21 protein-coding genes are annotated in these 18,866 nt (G+C 70.2%); 6 read left to right on the forward strand and 15 right to left on the reverse strand.

The genetic code is table 11. The features are described 5' to 3' along the window. The first annotated feature begins 260 nt into the window (after nt 1-260). Complete coding sequence (locus MRBLMI1x_RS13870) at nt 261-1,253, forward strand: NADP-dependent oxidoreductase (protein ID WP_363459434.1); 993 nt, start codon at nt 261-263, stop codon at nt 1,251-1,253. 3 nt (nt 1,254-1,256) lie between these two features. Here the strand turns inward: MRBLMI1x_RS13870 and MRBLMI1x_RS13875 are convergent, their stop codons facing one another. Genes MRBLMI1x_RS13875 through MRBLMI1x_RS13885 form a run of 3 tightly spaced genes read right to left on the reverse strand, consistent with a single transcriptional unit; the run spans nt 1,257 to nt 3,894 of the window. Beyond that, nucleotides 1,257-2,078 carry an ABC transporter permease gene (locus MRBLMI1x_RS13875; RefSeq protein ID WP_116228571.1) on the reverse strand — a complete coding sequence of 274 codons (822 nt, stop codon included), beginning with the start codon at nt 2,076-2,078 and terminating at the stop codon, nt 1,257-1,259. Beyond that, complete coding sequence (locus tag MRBLMI1x_RS13880) at nt 2,075-2,956, reverse strand: ABC transporter permease (protein WP_020096706.1); 882 nt, start codon at nt 2,954-2,956, stop codon at nt 2,075-2,077. Before MRBLMI1x_RS13880 ends, MRBLMI1x_RS13875 begins: the two co-directional genes overlap by 4 nt. After that, nucleotides 2,953-3,894: an ABC transporter ATP-binding protein gene (locus MRBLMI1x_RS13885; RefSeq protein ID WP_116228570.1), complete on the reverse strand. Its 942-nt coding sequence runs from the start codon at nt 3,892-3,894 to the stop codon at nt 2,953-2,955. The genes MRBLMI1x_RS13880 and MRBLMI1x_RS13885 overlap by 4 nt, the downstream gene beginning before the upstream one ends. Nucleotides 3,895-3,948: 54 nt before the next feature. Between MRBLMI1x_RS13885 and MRBLMI1x_RS13890 the strand changes: the two genes are divergently transcribed. Further along, nucleotides 3,949-5,823: an ABC transporter ATP-binding protein gene (locus MRBLMI1x_RS13890; protein ID WP_363459437.1), complete on the forward strand. Its 1,875-nt coding sequence runs from the start codon at nt 3,949-3,951 to the stop codon at nt 5,821-5,823. A 95-nt stretch (nt 5,824-5,918) separates the two neighbouring features. Here the strand turns inward: MRBLMI1x_RS13890 and MRBLMI1x_RS13895 are convergent, their stop codons facing one another. Further along, nucleotides 5,919-7,820 (reverse strand): phosphoenolpyruvate carboxykinase (GTP), encoded by a 1,902-nt coding sequence (locus MRBLMI1x_RS13895; protein WP_363459439.1) that lies wholly within the window; start codon nt 7,818-7,820, stop codon nt 5,919-5,921. 109 nt (nt 7,821-7,929) lie between these two features. Between MRBLMI1x_RS13895 and MRBLMI1x_RS13900 the strand changes: the two genes are divergently transcribed. From MRBLMI1x_RS13900 to efeB, 4 genes are all read left to right on the forward strand, one after another. Next, entirely contained in the window at nt 7,930-9,363 is a 1,434-nt protein-coding gene (locus MRBLMI1x_RS13900) for a helix-turn-helix domain-containing protein (protein ID WP_363459441.1), read from the forward strand. Between the two features lie 152 nt (nt 9,364-9,515). Further along, the gene (efeU, locus tag MRBLMI1x_RS13905; protein ID WP_363459443.1) at nt 9,516-10,466 is read left to right on the forward strand and encodes an iron uptake transporter permease EfeU; all 951 of its coding nucleotides are present in this window, start codon (nt 9,516-9,518) and stop codon (nt 10,464-10,466) included. Beyond that, the gene (gene efeO / locus MRBLMI1x_RS13910; RefSeq protein ID WP_363459445.1) at nt 10,463-11,701 is read left to right on the forward strand and encodes an iron uptake system protein EfeO; all 1,239 of its coding nucleotides are present in this window, start codon (nt 10,463-10,465) and stop codon (nt 11,699-11,701) included. The genes efeU and efeO overlap by 4 nt, the downstream gene beginning before the upstream one ends. Continuing rightward, nucleotides 11,698-13,002, forward strand: coding sequence for an iron uptake transporter deferrochelatase/peroxidase subunit (gene efeB / locus MRBLMI1x_RS13915; protein ID WP_363459447.1), 1,305 nt, complete (start codon nt 11,698-11,700; stop codon nt 13,000-13,002). The genes efeO and efeB overlap by 4 nt, the downstream gene beginning before the upstream one ends. An 82-nt stretch (nt 13,003-13,084) precedes the next feature. Here efeB and MRBLMI1x_RS13920 read toward each other — a convergent pair whose 3' ends face one another. The 11 genes from MRBLMI1x_RS13920 to MRBLMI1x_RS13970 all read right to left on the reverse strand — a co-directional run bounded on the left by MRBLMI1x_RS13920 (nt 13,085) and on the right by MRBLMI1x_RS13970 (nt 18,734). After that, the gene (locus MRBLMI1x_RS13920) at nt 13,085-13,261 is read right to left on the reverse strand and encodes a CsbD family protein (RefSeq protein ID WP_018188814.1); all 177 of its coding nucleotides are present in this window, start codon (nt 13,259-13,261) and stop codon (nt 13,085-13,087) included. 68 nt (nt 13,262-13,329) lie between these two features. Then, nucleotides 13,330-13,944 carry a hypothetical protein gene (locus MRBLMI1x_RS13925; RefSeq protein ID WP_363459449.1) on the reverse strand — a complete coding sequence of 205 codons (615 nt, stop codon included), beginning with the start codon at nt 13,942-13,944 and terminating at the stop codon, nt 13,330-13,332. Continuing rightward, the gene (locus MRBLMI1x_RS13930; RefSeq protein ID WP_018188816.1) at nt 13,941-14,525 is read right to left on the reverse strand and encodes a DUF6286 domain-containing protein; all 585 of its coding nucleotides are present in this window, start codon (nt 14,523-14,525) and stop codon (nt 13,941-13,943) included. Before MRBLMI1x_RS13930 ends, MRBLMI1x_RS13925 begins: the two co-directional genes overlap by 4 nt. Further along, the gene (locus tag MRBLMI1x_RS13935; protein ID WP_018188817.1) at nt 14,522-14,917 is read right to left on the reverse strand and encodes a hypothetical protein; all 396 of its coding nucleotides are present in this window, start codon (nt 14,915-14,917) and stop codon (nt 14,522-14,524) included. Before MRBLMI1x_RS13935 ends, MRBLMI1x_RS13930 begins: the two co-directional genes overlap by 4 nt. Further along, complete coding sequence (locus MRBLMI1x_RS13940) at nt 14,917-15,105, reverse strand: DUF2273 domain-containing protein (RefSeq protein ID WP_018188818.1); 189 nt, start codon at nt 15,103-15,105, stop codon at nt 14,917-14,919. The genes MRBLMI1x_RS13935 and MRBLMI1x_RS13940 overlap by 1 nt, the downstream gene beginning before the upstream one ends. After that, the gene (locus MRBLMI1x_RS13945; protein ID WP_311857711.1) at nt 15,102-15,572 is read right to left on the reverse strand and encodes an Asp23/Gls24 family envelope stress response protein; all 471 of its coding nucleotides are present in this window, start codon (nt 15,570-15,572) and stop codon (nt 15,102-15,104) included. The genes MRBLMI1x_RS13940 and MRBLMI1x_RS13945 overlap by 4 nt, the downstream gene beginning before the upstream one ends. A 140-nt stretch (nt 15,573-15,712) precedes the next feature. Beyond that, entirely contained in the window at nt 15,713-16,081 is a 369-nt protein-coding gene (locus MRBLMI1x_RS13950) for a hypothetical protein (protein WP_020096697.1), read from the reverse strand. 4 nt (nt 16,082-16,085) lie between these two features. Next, nucleotides 16,086-16,661 (reverse strand): Asp23/Gls24 family envelope stress response protein, encoded by a 576-nt coding sequence (locus tag MRBLMI1x_RS13955; RefSeq protein WP_256335309.1) that lies wholly within the window; start codon nt 16,659-16,661, stop codon nt 16,086-16,088. Beyond that, nucleotides 16,658-17,245: an RNA polymerase sigma factor gene (locus MRBLMI1x_RS13960; protein ID WP_336126414.1), complete on the reverse strand. Its 588-nt coding sequence runs from the start codon at nt 17,243-17,245 to the stop codon at nt 16,658-16,660. The genes MRBLMI1x_RS13955 and MRBLMI1x_RS13960 overlap by 4 nt, the downstream gene beginning before the upstream one ends. Before the next feature lie 99 nt (nt 17,246-17,344). After that, nucleotides 17,345-18,421, reverse strand: coding sequence for a winged helix DNA-binding domain-containing protein (locus MRBLMI1x_RS13965; RefSeq protein WP_363459453.1), 1,077 nt, complete (start codon nt 18,419-18,421; stop codon nt 17,345-17,347). After that, entirely contained in the window at nt 18,393-18,734 is a 342-nt protein-coding gene (locus MRBLMI1x_RS13970; protein ID WP_020096694.1) for a DUF6054 family protein, read from the reverse strand. The genes MRBLMI1x_RS13965 and MRBLMI1x_RS13970 overlap by 29 nt, the downstream gene beginning before the upstream one ends. Nucleotides 18,735-18,866 lie beyond the last annotated feature (132 nt).

Raw genomic sequence — 18,866 nt, forward strand, 5'->3', positions numbered from 1 at the left:
CGCCGTGGCTGGTCGGCATCTACCTGTCGGGCTCCGCCGTCCTCACCTTCATCGCCCTGTGGCTGTCGAAGGAGACGAAGGACGTCGAGTACGAGACGAACATCGGACACGCGGACCTCGGCATCCGCTGACCTCCGCTGAATCGACGGATGCCGCGGCCCACCCCATCGGGAGGGCCGCGGCATCCGTTCTGTCAAGAGTTCCCCTCGGGCACGAGGCGGGTCTATCGTCGGCCTCACAGGCACACGAGGGAGTGGACCATGGCTATCAAGAAGGTCACCCAGGCATCGGTCGTCGAGTACGACCAGACCGGCGGGCCGGAGGTGCTGCATCTCGTCGACCGCCCCCTCGCCGAGCCCCGCCAGGGCGAGGTGACCGTCGAGGTCATGACGATGGGCCTCAATCACATCGACGGTTTCGTCCGCTCGGGCGCCGAGAAGGAATGGAACGACGAGTTCCCGCGCCATTCGGGCAGTTGCTTCGCAGGCACCGTCATCGCAGTCGGGCCCGAGACGTCCGGCTTCCCCGTGGGCAGTGACGTCGTCGGCCACCTCCGCTCGGGCGCCCAGGCCAGCCACCTCACGATCTCGGTCGACCGCCTGGTCCGCAAGCCCAAGAACGTGACCTTCGAGACGGCGGGCGGGCTGTACCTGGCCGGGACGACGGCCCTCGACATCCTCGACGAACTCAAGGTCGGCGCCGGGGACACCGTCGTCATCTCGGCGGCCGCCGGCGGCGTCGGCAGCGTCGAGGCGCAGATCGCGATGCATCGCGGCGCCCGCGTGATCGGAACGTGCGGCGCCCGCAATTTCGACTATCTGCGACAGCTCGGCGTGAAGCCGGTGCAGTACGGCGATGGGATCGTCGACCGCATCCGTGCGCTCGCCCCCGACGGCGTGAGCGCCTACATCGACAACTTCGGCCAGGACGGACAGGACATCGCCGAGGCGCTGGGCGTCCCGGCAGGCAAGTTCCGCTCGAGCGCCGACCGGCGTGACCGCGAGGTCGCCCTGCTCTCGGACGAGCCCGATGCGGTCGCGCACGGGACGGATCAGCTTCGGAAAGTCGTGGATCTCGCCGAGAAGCGCGCCGTGAACGTGCTCGTCTCGGGCTTCTATCCGCTGGCCGACGTCGCCGAGGCGTACGACGACCTGCTGAAGCTGCACTCCCGAGGCAAGGTCGTCCTCGCGACGCATCCCGTGAATCCGCGTCGCATCCGCAAGGCGCGCGAGGTCATGGAGTCCGGCCGCTGATCCTCAGCCGAGGAACAGGGCACGCAGGCGCTTCGTCGTGAAGACGAGCCCGACGGCGATCATCACGACGTAGTACAGGACGTGCCAGAGCATGTCGACCGACAGGATGCCGAGGGTCAGCCCGCGGAGGAGTTCCACGCCGTGCCAGAGGGGCAGTGCCATGACGATCGACTGCACCCACTCGGGGTAGACGGTGATCGGGTAGAACGTCGCCGAGAAGAGGAACATGGGCAGCAGCACGAAGTTGATCCAGTCCATGTGCTGGAACGTCTTCATGTAGCTCGTGATCGCCATTCCCAAGCTCGCGAAGCCGAACGCGATCAGGAGCACCGCCGGAATCGCGAGGATCGCGGTCCAGGCGAGGTTCAGCCCGAGCACCTGCATGACGATCATGAAACCGGTCGCGTAGAGCAGGCCGCGCAGGAGCGCGTAGAGGATCTCGCCGAGGGCGACATCGAGGGGCCCGAGGGACGTGGCCAGCATCCCCTCGTAGAGCTTGCCGTAGTTCAGCTTGAAGAAGACGTTCCAGGTGGAGTCGTAGATCGCGCCGTTCATCGCGGACACGGCCAGGAGGGCGGGCGCGATGAACGCGGCGTAGCTGACGTCGATCCCCTGCGAGGTCTGGACGTCGCCGATGAGCTTGCCGAGCCCGAGACCCATCGACGCGAGGTAGAAGACCGGCTCGAAGAAACCGGACAGGACGACGGCCCAGCTCGAGGATCGGGCGGCGAGGAATCCGCGCTGCACGACGGCGCCGGGGTTGCCCGCCCACAGGGCACGCACTCCCCCGCGGCGGGCGGCGGTGTCGACGGCGACGGCGCTCACTTGGCGAGCCTTTCGATGAAGACTTTCCGGCCCCACAGGTACCCCACTCCAGCGAGCACGACGAGATAAGCGAAGTGGACGACGATCATGAACGGCGGCACTGCGGCGCCGTAGGTCGCGAGGCGCCCCAGCTCGGCGCCGTGCCACAGCGGCGAGACCCACCCGATCCATTGGAGCCAGACGGGCAGGGTCTCGAGAGGGTAGAACGTGCCCGAGAACAGGAACATCGGCATGAAGATGAAGCGCTGGACGAGCGCGAACTGCCCCCTGTCGTCTTCGATCGAGCCGGCGTACGCCATGAGCGGGATGCCGAACGCGAGGCCCGCGAGGATGCCCGCCGGGATCGCGATCCACCCGGTCTCGGGGTTCGGCACCGTCGTCCACCCGATGCCGAGGGCACCGAGGAGCCAGATGAAGAGGTAGTACGCCGCGACCGCGAACGTCATGCGGGCGGCCGCGCCGATGATGACGCCGTTGGCGATCTGCGGGCTCGACAGGGCGGACGCGTTGAACCCGAAGAAGTACCGTCGCCACTTGAACCCGGCCATGACGGGGTACGTCATCTCCTCGGAGGCGACGGAGATCGCCGCCGTGACGAGGAGCGCGGGTGCGACGAAGACGAGGTAGTCGACCTGCACGCCGCGGTCGTCGATCGGCGTCCGGATGAGCGCGGCGAGGCCGGCGGCCAAGCCGAGCAGATACAGAACCGGCTGCCCGAGCGCTCCGACCACGATGGTCCAGCCGTAGGCGCGCATCGCCCGGACCATGTGCTCCGTGACGTACCAGCTGCCGAATCGACGGGGCTTGCGCCCCCACTCCATCGCTTCTGCCCGCAGCTCGTCGAGCGTCGGCTGCGCTGCCTGTGTCGTCTCGCTCATTCGATGAGCGACCGTCCCGTGAGGCGGAGGAACACGTCCTCCAGGCTGGACCGACGGACGAGGCTCGTCATCGGCTGCAGGCCCGACGAGGTGACCCGTTCGAGGGCGGCCTCACCGTCGTGGGCATAGACGAGGATGCGGTCCGGCAGCACCTCGACGCGGTCGCCGATACCCTGCAGCTGGGCGGCGACCTGCTCGTTGCGGTCGGAACCGAAGCGCACCTCGAGCACCTCGCGGCTGGAATATTCGCGGATGAGGGAGGCTGGGCTCCCCTCGGCCATGATGCGCCCCTTGTCGACGACGACGAGCCGGTCGCAGAGCTGTTCGGCCTCGTCCATGTAGTGGGTCGTGAGGACGAGCGTCGTGCCCCGCTCCTTGAGGCGGAACAGGCGGTCCCAGAGCACGTGACGCGCCTGCGGATCGAGGCCCGTCGTGGGCTCGTCCAGGAGCAGGATGCGCGGGTCGTTGATGAGCCCGCGAGCGATCGTCAGGCGGCGCTTCATCCCGCCGGAGAGCTGGTCGACCTTGTTCTTCGCCTTGTCCTCGAGCTGGGCGAACGCCAGCAGCTCATCGGCCTTCTCGGCGCACACCTTGCCCGGGAGCCCGAAGTACCGCCCGTAGATGTAGAGGTTCTCGCGCGCGTTGAGCTCGCCGTCGAGGTTGTCCTGCTGCGGGACGACGCCCAGGCGCGAACGAATCTCGGGGCCGTGTCGGTCGGGGTCCAGCCCCAGGATCGACAGGTTCCCGCTCGTCCGGGTCGACACGGCGCCGATCATCTTCATCGTCGTCGATTTGCCGGCTCCGTTCGGGCCGAGCAGACCGAAGGACTCCCCCGGTGCGACCTCGAACGACAGCCCGTCGACGGCGACGAAGTCGGGCTTGCCCTTGCTCTTGTAGGCCTTCACGAGCTTCTCGGCGCGGATCACGGGTTCTGGCACCGGACCACACTATCGACGGGCGGGGACACCGTCAGGACGGAGGAAGATAGAGGGATGTCCACGCCTCGCCGCGGTCTGCGCCGCCCCTCGAAGGACGACGGCCCCCGCGCCAGCCTCCGTCAGCTCGTCCCCTTCCTCCTCGAACACAAGCGTGTTCTCGTGGTGGTCGGCGTCCTCAGCGTGCTCGAAGCGGTCGCCACCCTCATCCAGCCGCTCCTCGTCGGGAACGTCATCGGCCGGGTGCAGGCGGGCCAGGCCCTCGGCATCCTCGTCTGGGTCCTCGTCGGCCTCGTCGTCGTGTCCTCGCTCATCGGCGGATTCCAGCACTACCTGCTGCAGCGCACCGGCACCGCGGTCGTCTACTCCAGCCGTCGCCGACTGATCGCCAAGCTCCTGCACCTGCCGGTGCAGGAGTACGACGCTCGGCGCACCGGCGACCTGGTGTCGCGGGTCGGCACGGACACCACCCTCCTCTACGCCGTCCTCACGCAGGGGTTCGCGGACTCGATCGGCAACGCCCTCATCTTCGTCGGCGCGATCATCGCGATGCTCATCATCGACCCGATCCTGCTGCTGCTGATCGTCGTCGTCATCGGCGCCTCGGCGACCGTCGTCGTCGTGTTGAGCGGCCGCATCCGTCGGGCCACGCTCGAACAGCAGGAGAAGGTGGGCGCCCTCGCCTCGGGCGTCGAACGGGCGATCGGCTCGATCCGCACGATCCGCGCGTCGGGTGCGGAGTCCCGCGAACAGGAGACCATCTCGACCACCGCCGGCGAGGCCTACGACGCGGGTGTGAAGGTCGCGAAGGCGTCGGCGATCGTCGTCCCGGTCGCGGGAATCGCGCTGCAGGTGTCACTGCTGGTGGTGCTTGGCGTGGGCGGATTCCGCGTGGCATCGGGCGCCATCGAGATCGCGCAGCTCGTGGTCTTCGTGATGTTCCTCTTCTTCCTCGTGCAGCCGCTCGCCTCGTTCTTCGGTGCGATCACGTCGGTCAACCAGGCACTCGGCGCGCTCGGCCGCATCCAGGAGGTCCTCGATCTGCCGGACGAGACCGCGGAGGATGCCGCCCTCGCCGCATCCGCTGCCTCACCCGCCGCCGACTCGACGGCCGCGATCGAGTTCCGCGACGTGCACTTCTCCTACCCCGAGGCAGTCGTCCGCGCGCGCCGGAGCGCACAGGACGAGGCGCTCAAGACCCTCGCCGACGCCCGCGCGCCGATCCCCGAGGAGTCCGAGCCGGAGCCCGAGGCCACCGTGCTCCGTGGCGTCTCGTTCGAGGTGCCGCGTGGAGCCCGCGTTGCACTCGTGGGCCCGTCGGGCGCCGGCAAGTCGACGACCCTCTCGCTCATCGAGCGGTTCTACGACCCGACCGCCGGCGCGATCCTCATCGACGGCATCGATGCCCGCGCGCTCGACCGCCTGTCGCTGCGCGCCCGACTCGGGTACGTGGAACAGGACGCCCCGACCCTCGCCGGCACGATCGCCGACAACCTGCGCCTCGCGTCCCCGAACGCGACCGACGCGGACTGCGAACGCGTGCTCGACGCCGTGAACCTCACCGAGGTGCTCGAGCGCTCGCCTCTGCGCTTGCAAGCGCCGGTGGGAGAGGCGGGCGTGATGCTCTCCGGTGGCGAGCGTCAGCGCCTCGCGATCGCGCGGGCCTTGCTGGCCGCTCCGCCGATCCTGCTGCTCGACGAATCCACATCGTCCCTCGACGGCCTCAACGAGCAGCGGATGCGCGACGCGATCGACGCGGTCGCCGCGGGTCGCACGCTCGTCGTCATCGCACATCGGCTCTCGACGGTCGTCGACAGCGACCTCATCGTCGTCCTCGATCACGGCCGCGTTGTGGGTCAGGGCACGCACGACGAGCTCGTGCGCGACGTGCCGCTCTACCGCGACCTCGCCGCCCGCCAACTGCTGGTCTGAAGGCTCCCCCGAACGCACCGCGACCCGACGCGAACTGCGACTCCCGGCATCCGGGAACAGCAGTTCTCGTCGGGTCGACGCCTGGTGCGGGAGGCTCAGGCCTCCTGCTGCGTGCGCTGCAGGCGGTAGCGCAGGGCGGCGAGCTCGGCGTAGAGGGCCGGCGGGACCTTGCCGTCGAACGTCCGGTAGAACTCCTCGGTGAGGTCGGCCTCGGCGAGCCAGGATGCCGGGTCCACCGCGAACAGCTCGTCGAGATCGGCCTGCGGCACCTCGATCCCCGCGAGGTTCAGGTCGTCGGTCTTCGGCAGGCGCCCGACGGGGCTGTCCACGGCGCCGACCGACCCGTCGATGCGGCGGATGATCCAGTCGATGACGCGGGCGTTGTCGCCGAAGCCGGGCCACAGGAAGCGCCCGTCCGAGCCCTTGCGGAACCAGTTGACCTGGAAGATGCGCGGAGCCCGGTCGAAGCGCAGCTTCTGACCGACCTTCAGCCAGTGGCCGAAGTAGTCCGCCATGTTGTAGCCGCAGAAGGGCAGCATCGCGAAGGGGTCGCGGCGGAGTTCGCCGACGAGCCCCTCGGCGGCGGCGGTGCGCTCGGACGAGATGTTCGAGCCCATGAAGACGCCGTGGGTCCAGTCGGTGGCCTCGACCACCAGCGGGACGTTGGTGGCACGGCGTCCGCCGAACAGGATCGCGTCGAGCGGGACGCCCTCGGGGGCATCCCAGTCCGCGGCGATCTGCGGGCACTGCCCCGCACTCACGGTGAAGCGCGAGTTCGGGTGGGCGGCGGGACGACCGGATGCCGGGGTCCAGGGCTTGCCCTCCCAGTCGGTGAGCTCGGCCGGCGCCTCGTCGGTCAGGCCCTCCCACCACACGTCGCCGTCGGGACGGAGCGCGACGTTCGTGAAGATCGTGTTGCCCCAGAGAGTGTCGACCGCCGTCACGTTCGTCGATTCGCCCGTCCCCGGCGCGACGCCGAAGAAGCCGGCTTCGGGGTTGATGGCCCAGAGGCGGCCGTCCTCACCCGGACGCAGCCAGGCGATGTCGTCGCCGAGCGTCTCGACCCGCCACCCGGGGATGGTCGGGCGGAGCATGGCGAGGTTCGTCTTGCCGCAGGCCGAAGGGAACGCTGCGGCGACGTGGTAGGCCTTGCCCGCGGGGTCGATGACGCGGATGAGCAGCATGTGCTCGGCCAGCCAGCCCTCGTCGCGGCCGATCACCGACGCGATCCGCAACGCGAAGCACTTCTTGGCGAGGATCGCGTTACCGCCGTAGCCGGAGCCGAACGACCAGACCTCGAGCGTCTCGGGGAAGTGGGCGATGTACTTCTCGTCGTTGCAGGGCCACGCCTCGTCCTGCTGTCCGGGAGCGAGCGGCGCGCCCACCGAGTGCACGGTCTTGACCCAGGGCTTGCCGTCGGCGATCTGCTGCAGCACCTCGGCGCCCACGCGCGTCATGATGCCGATGGACGTGACCGCGTAGGCGCTGTCGGTCACCTGAACGCCGATGTGCGAGAGCGGGCCGCCCACGGCGCCCATCGAGAAGGGCACGACGTACATCGTCCGGCCGCGCATGCTGCCCTCGAACAGGGGCGCGATGGTCGCGCGGATCTCGTCGGGCGCGATCCAGTTGTTCGTGGGCCCGGCATCCTCTTCACGCTCCGAGGCGATGAAGGTGCGACCCTCGGTGCGGGCGACGTCGCTCGGGTGCGAGCGGGCGAGGTAGGACCCGGGGCGCCACTCGGGGTTGAGCTTGATGAGCTTGCCCTCATCGACCTGCTGGCGCAGCAGCGCGTCGTTCTCGGCGGCCGAGCCGTCGACCCAGTGGATGCGGGCGGGCTGCGTGAGCGCCGCGATCTCGTCGACCCACGCATGGAGGGCCGCCATGCCCTCTCCGGTGACGGCGGGACGGATGCCGGTGGGCGCCGGCGTCGAGCGGGCGACGATCGGCGTCGAGCCGGTACGGGTGGGGCGGGTGAACAGGTCTGCGATGGCCATTCGGCGCTCCTCGGTCGGGGTGGGGTATCTCCACTGTGCGCCCCAACAACCCACTCTTTTCGCAATTCTCTGCGTCAAGAAATGCGATTCTTTCGATAGCATCAAGTTCATGGCGACGCCCCTCCAGCTCTCGACCCTCGGCCACCGCATCCGGCATCAGCGGACCGCCCACGGCTTCACGCTCGACGAACTGGGGGCGCTCGTCGGCATCGCCGGGAGCCAGCTCAGCCTCATCGAGAACGGCAAGCGCGAGCCGAAGCTGTCGGTCCTGCAGGCGATCGCGACGGCGACGGGCACGGACGTGACCGACCTGCTCTCCACGGAGCCCCCGAACCGCCGCGCCGCCCTCGAACTCGACCTGGAGCGCGCGCAGCGGAGCCCCGTGTTCCGCCGCCTCGGCGTCGCCCCGGTGAAGGTCACGAAGACGATGTCGGACGAGACGATCGAGGGCATCCTCGCGCTCCACCGCGAACTCGAGCGGCGCGAACGCGAATCGATCGCGACGCCCGAAGAAGCCCGCCGCGCCAACACCGAACTGCGCCTGCGGATGCGGGAGCAGAACAACTACCTGCCCGACATCGAGAAGCTCGCCGAGAAGAAGCTCAAAGCCGCCGGGCACTCCACCGGCGCCTTGACGCACCGCACGGTCAGCATCATGGCGGAACAGCTCGGGTTCGAACTCATCTACGCGAGCGACCTCCCCCACTCCGCACGATCGGTCACCGACCTCGAGAACGGGCGGATCTACCTGCCCCCGGCATCCATCCCCGGCGGCCACGGCCTGCGGTCGATGGCGCTCCAGGCGATGGCTCACCGTCTGCTCGGGCACACCCCGCCGACCGACTACGCCGACTTCCTGCAGCAGCGCCTGGAGATCAACTACTACGCGGCGTGCTGCCTCATGCCCGAGACCGCGTCGGTCGCCTTCCTGACCCAGGCCAAGAAGGACCGGAACCTCGCCGTCGAGGACTTCCGCGACGCATTCGGCGTGACCCACGAGGCGGCCGCGATGCGGATGACCAACCTCCTGACGCAGCACCTCGGCATCCCGCTCCACTTCCTGCGCGTCGACGGGGCGGGCGCGATCAACCGCGTCTACGAGAACGACGGGCTGCCGCTGCCGATGGACGTGACGGGATCGGTCGAGGGGCAGGTGGTCTGCCGCAGATTCGCGGCGCGGTCCGCGTTCGCGGAGCAGAACCGGACGACCGAGCACTACCAGTACACCGACACCCCCGGCGGGACGTTCTGGTGCTCGAGCCAGACCGGCTCGACTACGGAGGGCGAGTTCTCGATCACGGTCGGGGTGCCCTTCGACGACGCACGCTGGTTCCGCGGGCGCGAAACGCCGAAGCGGGCGGCCTCGACGTGCCCCGACGAAGCCTGCTGCCGGCGACCCGACGCCGATCTCACCGAACGGTGGAAGGGCAAGGCATGGCCGAGCGCCCGCGTGCACATGCAGATGTTCTCGCCCCTTCCGCAGGGGATGTTCCCCGGCGTCGACGACGGCGAGGTCTACGCGTTCCTGGACCGACACGCCTGAACGCCGTGTTGAGCGCCGCCGGGCGGCGGGTGTACGCTCTCGCGAGTGAGGTTCGCCTAACCTAATCTGCGACGACGTGCAGCGGGTCCCGCGGACGGGCTGCGACGGGGCAGCGGGCACCGGCCTCACTCCCGAACACCCGAAGAGATCCCGTGCTCGCCTCGCTCCTCCCTCCCTTCCTCATCGGCCTCCGCGAAGGCCTGGAGGCCGCGCTCGTCGTCGGCATCCTCGTCGCCTACCTCGTCCGGATCGACCGCCGCGACGTCCTCCCGAAGCTCTGGGCCGGAGTGGGACTCGCGGCAGCGCTCGTCCTCGTCATCGGCGCCGTCCTCACCTTCGGCGCCTACGCCCTCACCTTCCAGGCCCAGGAGCTCCTCGGCGGCCTCCTCTCCCTCCTCGCCGTCGGCATGGTGACCTGGATGATCTTCTGGATGCAGCGGACCGCGCGCACCATGCGCTCCCATCTCGAGAGCGGCATCGATCGCGCACTCGCGATGGGCGGCTTCTGGGGGATCGTCCTGATCGGGTTCGTGTCGGTGGCTCGCGAAGGCATCGAGACGACGCTCTTCCTCTGGTCCATGGTGCAGACCGCCGACCAGGAAGGCCCGGGCTGGCTCGGCGCCGTGCTCGGCCTCGCCGTCGCCGTCCTCCTCGGATGGCTGCTCGCCCGCGGCGCCGTACGTCTCGACCTCCGCCGCTTCTTCGCGTGGACGGGCGGCTTCCTCGTCGTCGTCGCCGCGGGTGTGCTCGCCTACGCCTTCCACGACCTGCAGGAGTCGGGCGCCCTCCCCGGCCCCTTCTCGGAGGCCGCGACCATCGACCCCGCCACCGGTGGCGTCGGCGTCGGCGTCGCCGGGTTCCCGTTCGGCTGGGCCTTCGACCTGAGCGCGCAGCTCCCTCCCGGCAGCGCGATCGCCGCGCTCCTCCAGGCGACCGTCGGCTTCATGCCCGAGATGACCTGGCTGCAGGTGATCGCCTGGGGGCTCTACCTCGCCGTCGTCGGCACGTTCTTCGTCCGAGGCCTGTTCCCGCGCCCGCGTCCTGCGCCTGCGGCATCCGCCGGCACCTCCGCATCCCGTCACGCATCCCAAGGAGCATCATGACCCGCCCCCGCCTCACCACGGCGCATGCCGCCCTCGCCCTCGTGGCCGTCAGCACCGTCGCCCTCTCGGGCTGCGTCGCGAAGACCGACGCGACGAGCACGGACGCCCTCACCGTGACCTCGACGGATTCCTCCTGCGACGTCTCGACGGCGACGGCGAAGAGCGGAACGCTGACCTTCGCGGTGTCGAACAAGAGCTCCCAGGTGAGCGAGTTCTACCTGCTCGCCGAGGACGGGCTGCGCATCATCGGCGAAGTCGAGAACATCTCACCCGGCGCCGAGCGGACCCTGACCGTCGTCGCGCAGCCGGGGAAGTACAAGACGCTCTGCAAGCCGGGCATGGTCGGCGAGGGCGTCGGGCGCGCTGATTTCAGCGTCACCGGCGGGGCGGTCGCCGCCACCGGCGACGACGCCGAGCAGAAGCAGAAGGCCGTCGACCTCTACGCCGCGTTCGTCAAGGACCAGGTCGAGCAGCTCGTCCCCGCCGTCGACGCCTTCACGACCGCCTACGAGTCGGGGCGGGACGACGAGGCGCGCGCGCAGTTCCCGACGGTGCGCGCGTTCTACGAGCGCATCGAGCCGGTCGCCGAATCCCTCGGCGACCTCGACCCTCGCATCGACTACCGCGAAGTGGATGCCGTGGCCGAAGGCCTCGAATGGACCGGCTTCCACCGCATCGAGAAGGACCTGTGGGTCCCGGAGAAGGACGCGCTGAACGCCGACGGCGAGACGCCGGCGTGGCAGGACTGGGCTCCGTCGACCACGGAGGAACGCGCGACGTACGGCGACAAGCTGGTCGCGGACGTCGGCGAACTCAACGACTACGCCCACTCCGACGCGTTCCAGAAGGCGCTCGACGCCCAGGGCGTCGCCGGGATCTCCAACGGCGCGATCGCCCTGCTCGACGAGGTGGCGACCGGGAAGATCAGCGGCGAGGAGGACTGGTGGTCGGGCACGGACCTGTCGGACTTCGCCGCGAACGTCGAGGGCTCGAAGATGGCGTTCTCGCTCGTTCGCGACTTCGCGTCGGCCGCCGGATCAGACGGGAAGACGCTCTCGACGGAGATCGCGCGGCGCTACGACGACCTGAACGCCGCCCTCGCCGCCCACGGCTCGCTCGAGAAGGGCTTCGTCGCCTACAAGACCCTCACCGAGGACGACAAGCGCGAGCTCACCGACCTGATCAACGCGCTGGCCGAGCCGCTGTCCCGCCTGACCTCCACCGTCCTGCAATGACCACCGAGGACTCGCCCTCAGAAGAGACCGCCCGCCCGTCGCTCAGCAGGCGCGGCCTGTTCGGTCTCGCCGCCGGGGTCGGCGCCGCGGGCCTCGCGCTCGGCGCCGGCGCGGGCTCCGCGATCGGCGTCGCGGTCGGGCGCGAACGTGCGGAACAGGAGGGGGCGGCATCCGTCCATCCCTTCTTCGGGACGCACCAGGCGGGCATCACGACCCCGATGCAGGACCACCTGCACTTCGCCGCCTTCGACATGATGGCGGGCTCGAGCCGAGACGACCTGCAGTCGCTCCTGAAGGACTGGAGCTACGCGGCGGCGCGGATGACGCAGGGTCTCGACGTGAGCGCTAGCGGCGCCGTCGGAGGGTCGCCCGAGGCGCCGCCGGACGACACCGGTGAGGCGCTGGGGCTGCCGGCATCCGGCCTGACGATCACCTTCGGCCTGGGCCCGACCCTGTTCTCGACCGAGAGCGGCGAGGACCGGTACGGGCTCGCCCGGCTGCGCCCGGCGGGCCTCGCGAAACTGCCGGCGTTCCTCGGCGACGACCTCGACCCGTCCGTCTCGGGGGGCGACCTCTGCATCCAGGCGTGCGCCGACGATCCGCAGGTCGCCGTGCACGCGATCCGCAACCTCAGCCGGATCGCCTTCGGGCGTGCGCGGCTGCGCTGGTCGCAGCTCGGCTTCGGAAAGACCTCGAAGACGACCGCCGCGCAGGCGACGCCGCGGAACCTCTTCGGCTTCAAGGACGGTACGGCGAACATCCTCGCGGACGACACGAAAGCCCTCGCCGACCACGTGTGGGTCGCCGAGGACGACGCTCCGGCGTGGCTGGCCGGCGGCTCGTACCTCGTGGCCCGCAAGGTCGCGATGCTCATCGAGACGTGGGACCGCGTGCGGCTGTCGGAGCAGCAGCGGATCATCGGACGCGACAAGGCGCATGGCGCTCCGCTCTCGGGCGGCGTCGAGACGACCGCGCCCGACTTCGGCACCACGGATGCCGCCGGTGCCCCCGCGATCGACCGGGCCTCGCACGTGCGCCTCGCCCATCCCGACCTGAACAACGGCATCCGCATCCTGCGGCGCGGCTACAACTACGTCGACGGCAACACCGACCTCGGCCGCCTCGACGCGGGACTGTTCTTCCTCTCGTACCAACGGAGCCCGGACCAGTTCGTGACGCTCCAACGCGCCCTGTCGACCGACCTCATGAACGAGTACGTGCGTCACATCGCGTCGGGCATCTGGGCGGTGCCCCGCGGCGCGGGGGACGGCTCGTACGTGGGCGCGGAACTGTTCGCCTGACCCGGGCACACGAAAGCGGGGAGCACAGTCCCCGTGTGCTCCCCGCTCGACTCGCGCGCCCGAACAGCGCGAGTGGTGAAGGTCAGTCCTTCTTGAAGGCGTCCTTCACGTTCTCGCCGGCCTTCTTGGCGTCGGCCTTCGTCTGGTCGGCCTTGCCTTCAGCAACGAGCTTGTCGTTGTCGGTGGCCTTGCCGATCGCTTCCTTCGCCTTGCCGGCGATGTCCTGAGCGGCGTTCTTGATCTTGTCGTCGAGTCCCATGAGGGTCTCCTTTCTCTATCGGTGGTGGGGGGGAAACCGGTGCCTGGACCGGTGGTTCGATCGGTGGATCAGCTGACCCGCGCGGCGTCCGAGGCGAACCTGCTGCGCAGGCCGCCGTGGATCGAGATGTAGGCGGCGGTGTCTGCGCCGGTCACGGCTGCCAGGCCGTCCATCAGCCGATCGACGTGATCGACGACGCGACGGGGGTCGGCTCCCTGACGGGCCGTGATGCTCACGTGGAGCACGGGCTCGTCGCGGACCGTGTGCGCAGTGACGGATGCCGCGACCACGTCGCCCTCACGGGCGAGGGAATTCTTCACGGCGTCCGCCGCGAAGCCCTCGGTGATCGTGACCCGGCCGAGCGGCGTCTGCGAGCCGCTCGAGCGGAGGACGGTGCGGGAACGCCGGCTCACGAGAGTCGTGAGACTGGCGAAGAGGACGACCGCGATCACGATCGCGATGACCGCCGCACCGATGGCCGCCCAGCTGAGCGCGGTGCCGGGGATCGCGGTGGCGTCGCCCGCGGCGCGGAGTGCGTCGACGGCGGCCTTCCCGGAGGAGGTCCACACGTCGCCGACGGCCGGGAGGGCCGCCGCCGTGGCCGCCGCGCCCCCGCCGATCAGCAGGATCACGCCGACGATCATCAGGACGGTGCGGTTGAGTGCACGGTTGGTGTCGTTCATGCCGCCTTCTCCTCATCGTCGGGGCGCGCGATCCGCACGCGGGTGCGAACAGGGCGCGCCAGCTTCAGCGCGGCGATCTCCGCATCGGCCAGCGAGGTGACCTGGGTCTTGTCGACCGGGATGCCGGCTCCGGGACGGACGGTGACGTCGACGCTCCGGTGGGCGACCCCGACCGTCACACGGTCGCGGGCGACGCCGATCTCGTCGCTCACCCGCTGGGCGAGCGCCGCGGCGAGGACGCCGTTGTCGATGACGGCGACGCGGCCACCGGCATCCACTTCGTGCTTGGACAGACGGCCCGGCGCGACGGCCAGGACCACGAGCCACAGCCCGATCGCGGCCACGACGAGCCCCCCGGCGACACCGGCCGCCACCGGGGCGTTGCCGGGGAGTCCGGCCAGCCACTCCAGCGCCGCCACAGGGCGCACCAGAAGTGCGGGCTGGGCCGCGAGGGCCAGCACGAGCTCGACGGCGACGTACAGGGCCAGGATGATCGCGACCAGGACGACGAGGGCGAAGGCGACGCTGCGCGGCGAGTGGGTCTCGCGGCGCACGACGCGACGCAGCACAGGGGTGGTCATCGCACACGCTTCCTTTCCGGGGTCCGGGCACCGGTCACGGTGACGTCGATTCGGGCGATGTCGCGCCCGAGGAGGTGGGTCAGTCGCTCGCGCAGCTGCTCCTGCATCTGCGAGGCGCGCTCGAGGACGGGGACGGTGCTCCGCACCGCATCCAGATCATCGAGGTCGGGGACGGGGAGAGGGCTCGATACCTTCAGAGCCATGCCGTCCCGTCGGTCGGCGACACCCACGGAGATCTCGCCCCGCGGGACGCCGATGACATCGGCGGACACCGCCCGTGCGATGCCGACGAGCACACGCTCGGCGACCTCGGTACGGCCGGCGACGCCGGGGGCCGCGGCGGCGGGTCGCGAGGACCCGCCGCCCGCCGTTCCGTCGGTGTCGGTACGCATCAGGAGGTGCGCCGTCCCGTGAAGGCGTCGGTCACGGCCCGCACGTCGAGCTTGCCCGAGGCGATGCGGCCCACGACGGCGCCGATCGCCATGAACAGGGCGGTGAGGAGGAATCCCCAGAACCCGAACGCGAGGCCCACGACGGCGAGGATGGCGCCGGTCAGGGCGCCGATCAGCGTGGTGCTCATGAGACGCGCGACTCCTCGTGCTGCTCGTCCTCGTCGCCCGGGATGTGGACGTCGTCGACGGTGACGTTGACCTCGACGACCTCGAGTCCGACGAGGCGCGTGATGGCGCCGGCGACGGCGTCACGGACCTGCGAGGCGACCTGGTGAACGGGGGTCGGGTACTCGACGACGATCGTCAGGTCGACGGCGGCCTGGGTCTCGCCGACCTCGACCTTGACGCCCTGACCGAGGTCCTGGGCGTTGATGGCGTTGCGGATCGCGCCGAGGGCACGGGCTCCGCCGCCACCGAGAGCGTGGACGCCGGGGATCTCACGAGCGGCGATGCCGGCGACCTTGGCCACGACGCCGTCGGAGATGACGGTCGTGCCGGCGGTGGACGACGAGGTCTCGTCGGCCTTCGGCAGCGAACGGTCGACGCGTGCGCCGGGCACGGCGGGGGTGGTGGTCGCGGGGGTCTCGGTAGCCATGGTTCTCCTCTTTCTCGAACGATCTTCCGACGCACCGTGGGTGCGTCGCGGGCCGTTGCTTTCGGCCTCGTACATAAGAGGGCCGGGCGTCCCGATTCGTCACAAAAAAGTTCGGAGGAGTTCTGCGACCGCTCTCGGCGTCAGTGGATCCGGGCGATCTGGATGCTGATCCGCGCGTCGTCCGGGGTGTTCGCGATCAGCGCGTCGGCCACGCGGCGGGCCGCGTTCGGGGTGTTGTCGTGCGACGCGGTCGCGATCCGCGCGGCGACCAGCGGCATCCCGTCGCGGACGGTCACGGCGACCTCCGCCATGCGATCCCCGTCCGCGCCGGCGGCGGCGGCGATGAGACCGGGGATGCGAGCGACGGTGGAGCGGGGCGAGTAGACGTCGGTGACGCCGTCGACGGCGCGGATGCGGGCGACGAGATCGGGCTGGCCGGCGGACGCGTCGATCGGCTCGTCGGAGGGTTGCCCGATGGGGGGCTGACCGATGGAGGGGACCCGGGTCATGGCGTCACTCCTTCCCTTCTGTGCCGTGGAGCTCCTCGACGGCGACGTTGACAGCGGTGACGTTGAGCTCGGTGTGCTCGGCGAGGACGCGGTAGACGAGCTCGCGAAGGCTCGCCGTGAGCTCGGGGATCGACTTGCCCCAGGCGACGGAGGCGGTGAGCTCGATGCGCACCGGGGCGCCCGGGGTCTCGGCATCGCCCACGATCTCGGTGCGCCCGAGGTAGATCCCGTCGAGCTCGTCGGCACTCGAGCGCACGAGCGAGCGGACGGCCCCCTCGGTGACCGTGATCGTCACGCGGGGGTCGGGGTGGTGGATGGGGAAGCTGCGACCCGCGCGCAACTCGGAGTGGATGACCGAGAGGATCCCCTCGAACCAGCTCTCGGGGGGTCGCGGCATCCGCTCGGCATCGTCGGCGACCAGGTCCCGGGAGAGCTGGCCGACCCGCTCCAGGGCCTCGATGACGTTCAGGCAGTCGGGGCACGACTCGATGTGGGGGTCGCGGGGCGTGCGACCGGACTCGACGTAGCTGCTGAGCTCGTCGACGGAGCGGCCGCACTCGAGAGTGTCGTCGTCGTTCATCGCCACCCCTCCATCTCGATCGCGATGCTCGCCCGGGCCCGTGCGAGCAGTCCCCGGACGGTGCTGTCGGTCATGTTCATCTCTTCTGCGATCTCGGCGTAGCTGAGCTCTGCGACTTCACGCAGCAGCCAGCATCGGCGTTGATCCTCCTTCAGTCGGTCGAGCGCCCGCGAGAGGGCCGCGAGGCGGTCGTTCTGGATCGCCGCGCGCTCGGGCTGCGCATGCGAGGACGGCGGCAGGACGGCCTCATCGAGAGCATCCTCTCGCGATCTCCGGGTCGCGAGGGCGAGTGCCTCCCGGCCGGCGATTCGCATCAGCCACGATTTCACGGCCGACGGATCGCGGAGCGTCGGGAGCTGTTTCCATGCCGTCACGAACGCGTCCTGCACGACGTCGTCGGTGTCGGCGACCGACCCGACGATGCGGTAGACGTAGGCGCGCACGAGAGAGGAGTGACGCCGGAGGATCTCTCCGAAAGCTGCCGTGTCGCCGTCGACGGCACGCTGGACGAGGATCCGGTCGGGTGCATCGCGAAGCGACGAGGTGTCGCGCCGGGGAGAATCGCGCAGCGGGGAGTCGATGATGCACTCCCTCCGACACGGCCGCCAGGATCAGCGGGCTCGAGAGGACGCTAACCGGGCGGAACGGCATGAAGAACCGCTTGCGCCATGACTCCGCACTCGCTATTGGCGCCCGAAGAAGCCACCCACGCGTGCGAGCGCGTCACCCACCCCGGCATCCGACTCCCCGTCGAACAGGGTCGCTGCGGGGATGCCCGAGCTTCCCACCGCGAGCGAGAGGCTCCAGGTGCCGACCGCGACACCACCGCGGAGGATGACCGGACGCACCATCCCGTTGGCGGTGGGGCCGACGCTCATGCGATCACCGGCACCCATCCCGATCGAGCGGTCGGCGTACGAGAGGACGTATTCGTCGAAGGCCGGGAGCGCGATCGTGCCCGGGAGGGCCGGGGCGGGCACCGCGGTGGTCGGCTCGTCGGGCACGTCGAGGAGCTCCCCGCCGAGGGCCACGACGCGGTCGCCCGCACGCTCGGCGGCTCCCCGGGCCTGCCCCGCCGGAAGCCCCGCCCACCAGGCGAAGTCCGCACCGGTCGCGGGCCCGTGTCCGCGCAGGTAGGCCACGAGGAGATCGACGGCCGGGTCGTCGCCGGCCGGGCCTCGGGGTGGGAGGGCGACGAGGTACTGCTCACGGGCGACACTCTCGTCGCGCGGGACGACAGGGCCGAGCGCGAGCACCCCGCGGATCGACAGGGCGGTGAGGATGCGCGTGCCCGCAGCGACGGACCCCGCGACGCCGTCCCGCTGCAGGGCGTCGACGAACGCGGCCCTGGTCAGGGGTGCCTCTGCGGCGAGGGCGGACCGGAAGACGCGTTCGCCACGATCGAGCACTCCCGGGTCGATGCCGTACGCCCGCGTCTGCCGCTCCCCCGTCACGTCGAGGATCGCCCCCACCGAACCGGGCTCCACGATGTGGAGGGTGCCGCGCTGCGTCCACGCGCGCACCAGGAGCCCCGCGTCGAACGCGCGGTCGATGTCGCCGACGGCGGGGCCGCCGGAGGTGCGGATGCCGAGCGCCCAGCGACCGGCCGCGAAGTCCTGCGCCTGCACGGCGAACAGCCGGCGCGCGACGTCGGGGACGGTCGCGGCGGGCTCGACGAGCAGGTGCGAGCGGAGTCGACGGCGTCGGATCTGCGCGGCATCCATCTGCGGTTCAGTCGGTCGCGTAGGGCTGGAGCGCATCGACGACGCTCGCGGCGAAGTCGGCGCTCGCCCCCCAGTCGAACCGGAACAGGGCGCCCTCCCCTCCCCCGGATCCCCGGAAGACGGCCTTCGTGCGACCGGCGAGGTTCTCGAGCAGGACCGTCAGCGACGCCCGGCTGCTGGTGCGCATGTAGTACTTCTCGAAGATCAGGAGCGCGGTCTGATGCCCGGCCTCCGTCGCGGTCGCGTGCTGACCCACGCACTCCACCGTCATTCCCGACGACTGCACGTGGTCGAGCACGATCCGGGCGGCGTCGAACGGCGAGAGGCTGATCTCCATCGTCTGCAGCATGACCGCAGTGTGCCACGGACGTCCCCGTCCGCGCGCCTATACTGATCCCGTCCGGGACCGCGAAGGTCCTGGTGCTCGGAAAAGGGGCACGCAGCCACCCGCATCGTCGCGGAGCGCGAGACATATACGGCA

Source organism: Microbacterium sp. LMI1x-1-1.1 (assembly GCF_040676205.1).
GTDB lineage: Bacteria > Actinomycetota > Actinomycetes > Actinomycetales > Microbacteriaceae > Microbacterium > Microbacterium aquilitoris.